Annotated in this window: 12 protein-coding genes; 1 reads left to right on the top strand and 11 read right to left on the bottom strand. The window is 26.6% G+C overall.

Annotation, left to right across the window (positions count from 1 at the left end; all coding sequences use genetic code 4):
* Window positions 1-47 precede the first annotated feature (47 nt).
* Window positions 48-749, top strand: a complete 702-nt coding sequence (locus SAPIS_RS02045; protein ID WP_023789173.1) for a hypothetical protein — start codon at window positions 48-50, stop codon at window positions 747-749.
* A 106-nt stretch (window positions 750-855) separates the two neighbouring features.
* Here the strand turns inward: SAPIS_RS02045 and rbfA are convergent, their stop codons facing one another.
* The 11 genes from rbfA to SAPIS_RS01990 all read right to left on the bottom strand — a co-directional run bounded on the left by rbfA (window position 856) and on the right by SAPIS_RS01990 (window position 12,362).
* Complete coding sequence (rbfA, locus tag SAPIS_RS02040) at window positions 856-1,200, bottom strand: 30S ribosome-binding factor RbfA (protein WP_023789172.1); 345 nt, start codon at window positions 1,198-1,200, stop codon at window positions 856-858.
* A 1-nt stretch (window position 1,201) separates the two neighbouring features.
* On the bottom strand, window positions 1,202-3,064 hold the full coding sequence (gene infB, locus SAPIS_RS02035; RefSeq protein ID WP_023789171.1) for a translation initiation factor IF-2: 1,863 nt from the start codon (window positions 3,062-3,064) through the stop codon (window positions 1,202-1,204).
* Between the two features lie 16 nt (window positions 3,065-3,080).
* Window positions 3,081-3,374, bottom strand: a complete 294-nt coding sequence (locus tag SAPIS_RS02030) for a L7Ae/L30e/S12e/Gadd45 family ribosomal protein (RefSeq protein ID WP_023789170.1) — start codon at window positions 3,372-3,374, stop codon at window positions 3,081-3,083.
* On the bottom strand, window positions 3,374-3,646 hold the full coding sequence (gene rnpM, locus SAPIS_RS02025; protein WP_023789169.1) for an RNase P modulator RnpM: 273 nt from the start codon (window positions 3,644-3,646) through the stop codon (window positions 3,374-3,376). The genes SAPIS_RS02030 and rnpM overlap by 1 nt, the downstream gene beginning before the upstream one ends.
* Before the next feature lie 7 nt (window positions 3,647-3,653).
* Window positions 3,654-4,982, bottom strand: coding sequence for a transcription termination factor NusA (gene nusA / locus SAPIS_RS02020; RefSeq protein ID WP_023789168.1), 1,329 nt, complete (start codon window positions 4,980-4,982; stop codon window positions 3,654-3,656).
* A gap of 249 nt (window positions 4,983-5,231) precedes the next feature.
* On the bottom strand, window positions 5,232-5,675 hold the full coding sequence (locus SAPIS_RS02015; RefSeq protein WP_023789167.1) for a lipoprotein: 444 nt from the start codon (window positions 5,673-5,675) through the stop codon (window positions 5,232-5,234).
* Window positions 5,676-5,908: 233 nt separating this feature from the next.
* On the bottom strand, window positions 5,909-6,658 hold the full coding sequence (locus SAPIS_RS02010; protein ID WP_023789166.1) for an ABC transporter ATP-binding protein: 750 nt from the start codon (window positions 6,656-6,658) through the stop codon (window positions 5,909-5,911).
* Between the two features lie 16 nt (window positions 6,659-6,674).
* Complete coding sequence (locus SAPIS_RS02005; RefSeq protein ID WP_023789165.1) at window positions 6,675-8,300, bottom strand: hypothetical protein; 1,626 nt, start codon at window positions 8,298-8,300, stop codon at window positions 6,675-6,677.
* 27 nt (window positions 8,301-8,327) lie between these two features.
* A complete protein-coding gene (locus SAPIS_RS02000) occupies window positions 8,328-9,971 on the bottom strand; it encodes an ABC transporter permease (protein ID WP_023789164.1) in 1,644 nt (547 codons plus the stop codon).
* A 385-nt stretch (window positions 9,972-10,356) separates the two neighbouring features.
* Window positions 10,357-10,884: a phosphoribosyltransferase gene (locus SAPIS_RS01995; RefSeq protein ID WP_023789163.1), complete on the bottom strand. Its 528-nt coding sequence runs from the start codon at window positions 10,882-10,884 to the stop codon at window positions 10,357-10,359.
* A 23-nt stretch (window positions 10,885-10,907) separates the two neighbouring features.
* Window positions 10,908-12,362, bottom strand: coding sequence for an NCS2 family permease (locus tag SAPIS_RS01990; protein WP_023789162.1), 1,455 nt, complete (start codon window positions 12,360-12,362; stop codon window positions 10,908-10,910).
* Between the last annotated feature and the right edge of the window lie 198 nt (window positions 12,363-12,560).

Genomic DNA, 12,560 nt, shown 5'->3' with positions numbered 1-12,560 from the left:
AATGAATTGAATTCTATTTAATAAATTTAATTAGAATGGAGATTAAAATGAAAAATACTGATGACATTAATCAAGAGGTTGATAATCAAAATGTAACGGTTCAAGATAAGATAAGTTATGATTTAGATAATATCGACTTAGATTATGAAATCAGCAAACTTTCTAAATTAAATAAACGAGCAAGAGTTAAGAGTGAAACACTTAATATAGCCCTTGTCAGTTTGTTACTAAGTATTTCTACAGCTGTTAGCTTAATCAATGTAATTATACCCGTCCCATTAACAACTATAAATTTGGGATTTGTATTAAAATATTTTGTGATAGCTATAAGCTTTCAAGTAGTTGGCGTATACTGGGGTATGATAACAGGTTTGTTAGATGGATTATTACAATTTTTAATTTGGGGATTAAGCCCTTTATTTAGGTTTACATCATCATTAGGTCTAATGATTTGGGTCCTAATGTTTTGATTGTTATTTGATAAAATTTTTAGAATATATTATGTTGAAAGTCGAATATATAAAGTTATGTGTTCAGTTTGTGCTGGAACAATAATTTTATTTGTTCAACCATTCTTTTCTGCTTTGCTTTCTTTGGGTAGAGCAGCAATTGAACAAGACACATTATATGGAATGTTCGTCTTTGTTAATACATGAATTAGCTTAATGGTTTTTGACTTATTTGCTATTATATTATTCACACTCACAACTAATAGAATTCAGTTCATTGTATCAAAGTTTAAAACATAAATTTATATTTAAACAAACGATTATAAACAAAAAAATCTAACTGGAAATTAATCATTACGATTTAATTTATGGTTAGATTTTTTTTAAAACAAATATGTTATCGTTATTATTTTATGTCCTTCAAAATTTCTTCAATTTTGTTAGCATTTTCCAAAGATTTATCGTATTCAAAAACTAGTTCAGGAACTGATTTCATTTCAACTTTACTTGCAAGAATCATTCTGATTTCTTTAAGATAATCATTGATTTCTTCTTGAACTTCTTCTTTATCTGCATTTATATCTAAAAATGAGTAAAAAATCTTTGCGTGACTCATATCACTAGATAATCTAACTTCGTGAATTGATAGAGTTTTTACATATTCACTATCTGGAAACTCTCTTTGTAAGATCAAATTTAATTCTCTTAGGATTGTAGATTGTGTTCTTTCTAGTTTAATATCTTTTGCCATACTATTTCACCTCTTCTACCTTGTATGCTTCAATGATATCATTTTCTTTCAAATCATTAAAGTTTTTGATAGTTATTCCACATTCTTGTCCCTCACGAGCCTCTTTGATATCGTCTTTTTTTATTTTAAGTGAAGATAATTCACCTGAATAAATAACTATACCATTTCTTAATACGTGTACTTTCGACGCTCTTGGAACAGAACCAGAAACAATTCTACAACCAGCAATAGTCCCTACTTGTGAGTGTCTAAATAGTTGTCGAACTTCAGCCTCACCTAGTGATTTTTCTTCAAAAACTGGGTCTAACATACCAGTGGCTGCTTCTGCAATTTCTTCGATTAATTTGTAAATAATATTATGCAATCTGATATCTACACCATCTTCTTCGGCTTTTTGTCTAACTTGAGCATTAGGCCTAACATTAAAACCATAAATAAGCGCATTAGATGCTAGTGCTAAGGTAACATCACTTACAGATATAGCACCAACAGTTGCACGAATTACATTGACTTTTACTCCTTCAATACTGATTTTAAGCATTGAATTCCTTACGGCTTCAACAGTACCTTGAGTGTCTGCTTTTAAAATGATATTAATAGATTTTAGCTCACCAGACTCAATTTGATTTTTAATAGAATCTAATGTAAAACTTTGATTTTTTTGTCTAGCTTCTGAAGCTTGTTTTTCTGCTTGAGCTTGGGCAATAGTTCTTGCCATTTTTTCATCAGAAACTACCATGAACTTGTCTCCAGCTCTTGGTACATCGTTTAATCCAATTATCAAAGCTGGTTGACCAGGTAATGCTAGCTTTATTTTGCTCTTATTTTCATTTTCTATATCTTTAATTGCACCAAAAGTTCCCCCTGCTATCATTATATCTCTCAAATTCAAAGTTCCTTGTTGAACTAAAATTGTTGCAACAGGTCCTCTTGATTTGTCTAAATGAGCTTCGATAACTGTTCCTTTTGCATACTTATTAGGATTAGCTTTTAAATCTTTAAGTTCGGCAATTAATAATATTGTTTCAAGTAGAGAATCTAAACCTATTTTGTTTTTCGCAGAACCTTCTATGAACGGTACTTCTCCACCGAATTCTTCAGCCACAATACCATATTTCATCAATTCAACCTTAACCTTATTAGGGTCAGAATCTGGTTTATCTATTTTGTTTATAAACACTATAATTGGAACTTCTGCTGCTTTGGCATGGTCAATTGCTTCTTCAGTTTGGGGCATAATACCATCATCTGCAGCTACAACTAATATTACAATGTCAGTAACTTCACTTCCTCTTGCTCTCATTTCTGTAAAAGCTTCATGACCTGGAGTGTCGATAAATGTAATTTTGTTATTTTTTAATGTAACTTGGTAAGCACCAATATGTTGTGTGATTCCACCGAACTCACCTTGTGTTACATTGGCATTTCTTATTGAGTCTAATAATGTAGTTTTACCGTGATCGACATGACCCATTATTGTCACAACTGGTGGTTTGTTTTTTAAATCTTTTGGGTCATCTTTTACATCAAATGTCTCAAAAATATTTTCTTTTGTGACTGCTGTTTCTTTCTTGAAATCGTATCCAAACTCTAGACACAACTCTCCCATTTGCTCTTCTGTTAACATTTGATTTTGTGTGACCATACTCCCATTAGTGAAAAATCACTTAACAATTTCGGCTGCACCTTTATTTATTTTACTTGCAAAGTCTGCAATTGAAAGTGGTTCTGTATATACAAAAACACCATCAATTAAACCGGTTTGTTTGGTTTCTTTTAACTTGTTCTTTAAGTTAGCGGTATGAGCTTTAGACTTATTTTTGGCTATTTGTTTATTTTTTTGATTTTTTTCATTTTTTGCCATAAAATCATCTCCTTGCTTATATATTTTTTTTGATAAGTTTAATAAAATTGATGTCTTCTAAACCAACAGCTTTCACATTTTTTCTTCCAACTGACTTATTTAGTTCATCTGAGTTGAATAATCCATTTATGATTTCAGTTTCATAGAAACTGCACTTGTCATTTATTTTTTTTAATTGACTTTTACCCATATCCGAAGTTGTTAATACTAATTTAATTTTTCTTTGTTGTATTTTTTTGAATAATTGTTCACCATAAACCAATTTATTTGCAGAAGATGCCATACCTAAGCAATTAAGTAAGCTTTTCATTAATCTCAATTGTTTTCAATTTCTTCAATTAATAGATTATATATTTCATCTTCAACTTTAGTTTTCAAACCTTTTTCAAGAATTTTTGTTTTTTTAATTTTCTCTACTGAAGCTATTGTTGGTCTAATATAGATTCCTCTACCATTTGCTTTTCTTGTATTATCTATAAAAATTTTACCTTCTTTATTTTTAACAATTCTAATTAATTCTAATTTCGGATACATTTTATTAGATGCAACGTCTTTTCTCAAACTAATATGTTTATTTTGCATATTATTCTTACCCTTCGTAGTAATTATCATATTCATCAGGATCGATTGTTAAATCATCGACATTGCTATCTTCCAAATCTTCAAAAGCAGCAATATTAGATTGAATTTCATCTATCGAAGCGTTGCTTTCGAAAAGTAGTTCATCTTCAAGATCATCTTGGAACTTATTATCATTGTATTTAGGTTTGTATGGTGTTCTTTCCCTTTTTTTATTTACTTTATTTAAAAAATCAGGGTTTGATAATTCATCTTCTGTAATATTTCCATTTCAGTGAATTTCCATACCTTTTTCTTTTGCGTTATCTAATGAAAAAATATTAATTTTCATGTTTACAAGGTTTGCAACCAATCTAGCTGCCATACCTTTTTTACCAATAGCTAATGATAATTGTTCATTAGGTACCACGATAAAACATTCATTTTCTTCTTCATCAATCTCGATACTAATCACTTTAACTGGTGCCAAAGAATTCATAACGAAGGTCTTGCGATCCTCATTTCAAAGAATAATGTCAATCTTTTCTCCATTTAGCTCTTTTGAAACGTCTTTAATTCTACTTCCAGCAGCACCAACACAAGCACCTATTGGGTCAACACCTTCTTCATATGAATAAACAGCTAATTTAGAACGTTTTCCAGGTTCTCTAGCTACTGATTTAACCTCAATAATACCTTCAGCAATTTCAGGTACATATGTTTCAATTAATTTAGATAAGAATTCAGGGTGGATTCTTGAAGCTTGTATTTGAGAATGTTTATTATCCTTAGATACTTCCTCAATATAGAAGCAAATTCTATCACCTTCATCGAAATCTTCCCCAGGAATCATTTTTTTATTTCAAATAGGAATAATTGAACCATCAACGTCTATCAAGTAGTTGGTTTCTGTAACATCTTTTACAAACCCCCCAACAATCTCATGATTTTTAGGTAAAAATTCTTCATATATTTTATTTTTTTCACCTTCACGTATTTTTTGTTTTATTATCTGACCTACTTGAGCAACTGCAAGTTTAGAAAAATCTTTATTGAATAAAACTGGTTCATAAATATTTTGACCAATAGTTACATCATCACCATACTTTTCTTTAGCAGCGTTTATTCCTATTTCTAATCACTCATCTTCAATTTGTTGAACAATAGTCAATTCTTTAAAAACTTTAATTTGTCCAGTTACTTCGTCAATATCAACTCGCACGATAGCTTCTGGATCGAAGTATTTTTCATAAGCTTTTTGAAAACCTTCTCTAATTCCTTCAAATACTAAATCTTTTTCGATTTTTTTTTCTTTTGCAATTGTATAAATTGCTTCTAATAATTTCGCACCATCAATCATGGTATTTTAATCCTCCTAATATATTATTTATATATATTTTGTCATTACATTACCCAAGAAATAGAAAAGAAGACTTACGTCTTCCCCTCCTTTTTGAATCTGACTATTTAATTATAAATCAAAATTTCTAAAATATTAAAATAATTTGGTGTTTTTGTGTATACTTTTGATACAAATTAACTAATTGATTAGCTATATAGTTTGTATCTTTAAAAAATTACTTAACTTTAAAACATCGATTTTTAATTATTAATCAACTTTGCTTGTTTCTGGTTTGATTGTTATTTCTTTATCAGCAAAAATTCTTTGTGTGATAACATCTTTAAATCCAATATTAAGTTTTACAACTTTTTCTGTTTTTGGGTACTCTGCTTCCGCATTGAATGTTATTTCACCATGGTAAATTCTTTTGTTATCAGCATTTTGTTTCAATTCTGAAACTTTTAAAGTTTCATCTTTTTTAGTACTATCTGCATTATTAAAGAAAACATCGAATTTATATTTTGAACTTAAATCTTCTGGCAAAATAATAAAAATAGTTATTCTATCAGTTTTTGATGTAAATTCAGTTTTATCTAAAAATCCTAATCTTTTAGTTGTTGAAAATTCTGGTATATTTTCACTACATGATACTGCTAAAGTACTTGAAGAAGCGGTTAAAGCAAACGCTCCTAACATAATTAATTTCTTCATATTTATTCCCTCTTTCTATTTCGATAAATAAATTTGATATTTATTCACAAATAAATTATATCATATTAAAACTAATTTTATAAATGTCCTAAATATGTTGTAAACCATATATTATTAAAATTCAAATTTAATAGAATGAAAAAAGTCATTAAAGATTGATATTATAAACTTCAAAATTTTATGCTATTAAATACAAAATTTAGTATTTCAGTCTAAGTAATAAGAAAAAATCTTTATTTTTTGTTATTTTTATATATTTTTTCATATAAATTAGGGTTTTTCTCATTTTCATTAATATACTTTAAATACAATTCTTTCAAATTTTCTTTTTCACCATCTACATATTTATCTAGTAAAACTTCACCTTTATTTATCAATATTAAATGATTAGTTATTTTAGCAAAATCTTCTATTTGATGTGTTGTAATAAAAAAAGTTACTCCTTTTTTGTTCAATTCTTTGACTAATTTCACAAAATAATCTTGAGAAGCGATATCTAAATTAGCTGTAGGTTCATCCATGAATATATATTCTGGTTCATTAACTAAAATTGCTGCGAAAATAGCTCTTTTTTTTCAACCAGCGGATAATTCTTTTAATTTTTTGTTAAAATGCTCCTCTAAATTGAAGGATTCTTTTAACGATTCTAACTTTTCTGCCAAAGTTTTTTTGTCTACTTTATAAATTATACCAACGTACTCAATATATTCCTTTACAGTCAAAGTTAAAGGGATATTGTTGCTGTCAGGGAAAAAAGCAAACTTATTTAGATCTTTACTAGTTAGTTTATTTTGGTTTGTTTTTATTTGTCCGCTATCATATTTTAGTTCCTGGAAAATTGATTTAATAGTTGTGGTTTTACCTGCACCATTAGGTCCACAAAATAAACATATATCATTTTTGTTTATTTTGAAACTAATGTCTTTGATTGCGGGGTTTTTATTTTTTTTAAAGCTTTTACTTAAATTAATTACTTCAATCATATTTATCTCCTTATTCTTAACTGATTATTGTTAATTTCAATTTATAATAGTTTAATCAAATTATAAAAAAGCTCAAAATTAATAGGAAAAAGTAAAATCCTTCATAATTAAAAATGACTCTTTTTTTGCCTTCATAATTTAATATTTTATAATCTGTATTTATTATCGGTATAGTTTTTTCTTTTAATGATCAATATTCACGTCCAAGAGTGAAATTATTATCATCAAAGTAATTTCCAATATTTTGATAATATAATCCTTTATTGTAATAACTTCCTAATCTTATTTGATTAAATAATTCTATTGGATTAAGATACAAAAGTGTTTTTATGCTATTTATTATTTTACTATTTTTATTATCGATCAATATTTCTATACTATCGACACCCTTTTCACGTTCAATCGAAAAATTATCTAATGACTGATACAATGTTGAAATCAATCAATACATAGAAATTTCTTGGAATGAAGTGTACTTATTTAAATCTTTGTATTCTCATAAATTTATATCTATTTTAGCTGAATTATCATCAATATATAAATTATCGTTAAAAGTATTATTAAATATAAACTTTTTTGAGAATATTTCTAGATTTTTAAAAAAATCTTTGTAAAGTAAGTTATTGTCATGATTATTAAAGTCTTTTAATATATTGAAAAAATAATATGGGTCAAATGTTTCGATGGTTATAACCTTGTTGTAATAAAAATTATTTAACTGTGGATAATCCGATATTGATGAATTAGGATATATTGTTTTATACCGATCATGAATGTAACTTATAAAGTCAAAAAACTCCTGATTTTCTTTTTTTATTCTATTTAAGTAATTATCATTTAAAAAGTTCCCTTGACTTACAGTTTTATCTTTAGTTGAGCCTATATCAAACTTCAAGTTTAATGAACTTTTCAAAAGATTATCTTCAAGTATACTATTGGATAGTTTATATAGATCATCAAAAATAATGCTTTTTGTATTTATTTCAGCAGAGTTTTTAATTGTATTAAAATATGTTTGATTTGATTTTAACAGGACCGGCATTAAATATGAGACTAATGGCAATATCAATAATGATGATCCAAAAAGTATGTAAACGACGTAATCTTTTATAAAGTTAAATAGAAGAAAAGTAAAACTGACTGTAATTATAATATTCAACAAGTAAAAGCTATATTTATTTAATGTTAAACTACTAATATGCTTGAAACTTTCTTTTATGAACAATGTACAAATATATTCGCAAAATAAGCATATTAATAATGTACTAATACAATAAGTGAAAATAATGATTAGCCTATATAATATTCCATATTTTAGTTTTACTCCAGCCTTAATTTCTAAGCTTAAAATTCCTTGATCTTGATGCTTTTTAATAAAATAATATGTAAATACAAAGCTTAAAATCGTAAAAAGAATATTTGATACTATAGTTTTAAAATAAATTATGGAAACAACATATTGAGAAAGTTCGGAAATAGAACTTTTGTATTTGATATTATTAGAGGTTGCTAAAACAACTATAATTTGCATTACAGTCACCGAGATGAATAATAAAAACATTATCAAAATGAATTTATAGTTCATGATGATTTTCTTAAATAAGAAATTCATTATTGAAATATTATCTCTAAATTCTCTCATTCTAGCTCCTCCTTTAAATATCTAACTTTATTGACTAACTAAATATCTTCTAAAACTTAAATAACTTGGAGCTATTAATAAAATAAACAAAAGTAAATATACTAAATAAGTTTCTACATAGTTAGTGATAGTAACTTCAACTTCTTCTATATCATCGAAACTTATATTAGAGTTTTCAGGTTTACTTGCAACTTTATAATATTTGATTGAATTTGGTATTATCATTATAGGTAATGAACTTTGGTAAACTGATTTACCAAAAGTTTTGTAATAAACATCACTATTATCTTCTTTATAATCTCCAAATTGTAAAGAGGATAATTGATTAAATGGGTTATAATTTGCTTGTTTTTTTAGCTCCGACAGATTTTCTTGAAAGCCATCATCTAACACTAAATTAGAAAGATTTGTTTTAGCAATACTGTACATTTCAAAATAAATTAAAGATAAAAACCAATAAAAATCAATTTGATCTACAGTTTTATAATAATTGTCAGAATCGTTCAAAAATGATTTTTGGTGGTTTTCGTTTTCATTAATAAAATTTTCAAGTCTAACTCTGGAAATATCTATTGAAGAGAAACTAATTGAATCGAAAAATTTTAAAAACTCTAATGAAAATTCTTCTAAAGTTTTCAAAAATAAGTCATACTTCGGTTCTTTATTTAAATCACTCACTTTTTTTATTAAATTATATAGGTAATTATCATTAACTTCTGATGATTTCATGAATAAAATATTCATTTTATAGATATAACTCTGTTTGATCTTATGATAATTTGATTGAGAATCATACTTTTTAAAACTACTAATATTGTTTTCGAAAATTTTGTCAAAATGTTTGATTAACTCAACTAAACTTGGTTCATCTTTAAAAATATCTGTTTTTTCAACAAGATAATGATAATTACCCGTTAACAAGGCTGTGGCATCATCTGTTTTAGTACTTGAATAAATTTTATAAAATGATTTATCAATATTTTTTAAATTTTCATCCTTTTTCATATTTGTATCGTAATTATGATAACGTTTTAATCCCGAATATTTACCCATCACTTCATAAATTTTATTTGTTTTGTCATAATTTGAGATACCTATTATTGGAGAAAGAGATAATAAGGTTATAAAAAAAGAAATTACAGGTAAGCTAATTTTTTTATTTATGAACAAGATTAAAACTAATGTTATAGAAAATACAATTATTGAGTATAAAAACAGAAAGGGAAAAGTTTTGAAAATTTTTAAGGCTGCATCTTTATAGTTTTTAATTATTGAAATAGCAATTAAAGATTCCAGTAAGATAAATATCGATAGTATTGACAAAAGGTAAATTATAAAAGTCGATATTCTTTGTAAGAATATGAACTTTCAACTTATGCCACCTTTAATTTCTAAACTCAATTTACCATTTTCTTTATCAATCAAAAATAATAAAACAGTTAAATAAATAATTAAAATGCCTAAAAATATCAAATCAAAAATATTTTTGACAGAAAAAAATGAATTAAAAGTTGAATATCCAGAAGCAATAGTTTTAGAATCATTAAAAAAATTTATAAATGAAACAAGCTCAATTACTATTGATAAAACCACAAATAGTGTGCTTAAAATTCAAGTTCATTTATTTTTAAGTGGTTGTCTCAAATTATAGAGAAATAATCTGTTATTCATATTTTTACCTTATTCCCTTTTATTTCCTTTTAAAATTTGGAATTTTTTGTTCATTATTAATGTGACAAAAAACAAAAACACTACCTAACAAATCACACTATCTTAAATTAAGTAATCGATATATTCTATTTGTAGTCTTTTTTTTCCTTATTTTTTTTATTATACATTAATATGGTGACTTATTAGAAAGTGAAACTTATCAAATATACTAATTTATAAGAAGCCGTCTATAGAAGTCGACAAATATTTACAATGGAATATGTACAATGTGTTAGTAAGTTATTAATATCGATTTCATAACAAATAAAAGTATGTATTAATGAGGTAAATTAAAAAACAAGTTTTTTATAAAAACTTGTTTTTTAATTTTATTATTATTAATTTTTTAATCCTCGACAGTATAAACACAATCTAGTTGACGATAAAGATCATCAATTTCAAAACCATACCCAACTATGAATTTATTTGGTACTTCAAATAGTGCCTTATAAGGGTATTTGAATTCAGGATGGTTTTCCTTCTTAGTTGCCAAAACTACAATGTCTAATGTTTTTGGATTTAAATTATTTAGATATTCATAAACTCCAGTCATTGTTATTCCAGTATCGATGATGTCCTCAATTATCAAGACATGTTGGCCTTCAATAATTGGTTTTATCACTTTTTTATGAAACTTTAATTCCTTAGTGGAATTAGTACCTGAATAGCTAGAAACAACAATTGTATCCATTTTTATAGGCATTTCAAATAGTTTTACAAGATCTGCAAAAAAGAATACAGCTCCATTCATAATTGTTATAACAGTTAAAGTCTCATTCTTATATTTTTCATTTATTTCTTTAGCAAAAACTTTGATTTTTTCTTGTATTTCATTATTGCTAATTAATAATTTTAGATTATGTTTAAATTCCATATTTCTCCTTAATATTTTTATATTTATTGAATGAATGCGTAGGCAATAAAGTATAGAATAAATACTACATCCAAGAATCATAATAGAGGGTGTATTTCTTTGGTTTTTTTAGTACCAATACATCCGATAGTATAACCCATTAACCCAAGTGCGATACCATTTGCTATTGAGTATGTTGTTATCATAAATATTATTGACAAGAAAGCACCAAGACTAATTTCTGGTTTTTTTCACTCAATGTCTATAATTGATTTCATCATTACAGTTCCGATGAAAACAGTAGCTGCACCACTTATACAACTTGGCATCATTTTAAATATTGGGAACAATGCTAAGCTTAATGCGAAACAAAGTGATGTTATGATATTTGCAAATCCACTTTTTGCACCTTGAGATATACCAACACAACTTTCTACATAAGCTGACATATGGCTGACACCAAGTAAAGATCCACCAATTGTAGCTCCTGCATCGATAATCAATGATTTTTGTGTTAACTCAGTATTTAAACCAGTAATACGATTATATTCGATGTTTATAGCTTTTAATGTTCCAGTTGCATCGAAAAAGTTTAATATAACAAATATAAATATTGATACATAAATTATAGGTTTATTTCATATATTTGTATTACCAAATTGAGTAAATGTATTTTTCAAGTTATATCAAACTCCATCAAAGTCATCATAGTTTCAACCCACTCATTTAGCAGATTTAAATGATTCTTGTACAGCTTGATCATTTGTTGTATTTGCTAATATAATAGCTAATATAAATCCACCAAGCATCATAACTGCTACTGGTGCAATAAATTTTTTGAAATATAATAAAACTGATCCAAATAAAATTACTGTTCCTAGTATTATACCTGGGTAATTTAATTTGAAATTTGATAATTCTGCTGAAGGAATTCCTCCACTAGTTTTGAATCAACCAATGTTTGTTAATCCAACATATGCTATAAAAAAACCAATTCCTACACCAATTGCTAAGTGTAATGAGTGAGGAATACTTCTTATTAATATTGCTCTTAATTTTGTAATTGATACAATTGTAAATAATATTGAAGATATTAGGGTTGCAATCAAAGCACCTTCATATCCAATACCGTTGTTTGCTATGTTAAATGTAAACATTGCATTTAAACCCATACTTGGTGCTAGTCCAACAGGTAAATTAGAACATAAACCCATTACTAAAGTTGCAATAAATGCAGACACGGCTGTTGCAACAAAAATACCACCAGCATTCATGTTTGCTCCACCTTCTACAACACTTTTAGCTTTACTTAATATATCTGGTTCTACTGAAAGAATGTAAAGCATTGCTAAAAATGTACTGAAACCACCAATTATTTCTTTTTTGAAAGTAGTCTTTAAATAATCAAATTTAAAGAAACTTCTGCGCTTGATTGATTCATCAAGCTCACCCTTTGTTTTATTTATTTTAAAATCATCATTTTTTTTGATTTTATCCATAAGTCCTCCTTAGACTATTTTATTTGAAATGCGAGATGAAAAAAACGTCTCACACAAATAAACAAATTTATAAGTGTAATTAATAGAGACGTTTAAAAATAAATGCTTACAGTAATAGCACTAATAGAGTTAGATAGGTCTAACGTAGAGACGCCTACCCTTTATGTAGGCTTATAAAAGTGACTATTAATTACTCTT

Origin of the sequence: Spiroplasma apis B31 (assembly GCF_000500935.1) — a bacterium.
GTDB lineage: Bacteria > Bacillota_I > Bacilli_A > Mycoplasmatales > Mycoplasmataceae > Spiroplasma_A > Spiroplasma_A apis.
The sequence above is the reverse complement of the archived record's forward strand: the minus strand, read 5'-3'. Positions and strand labels throughout refer to the sequence as shown.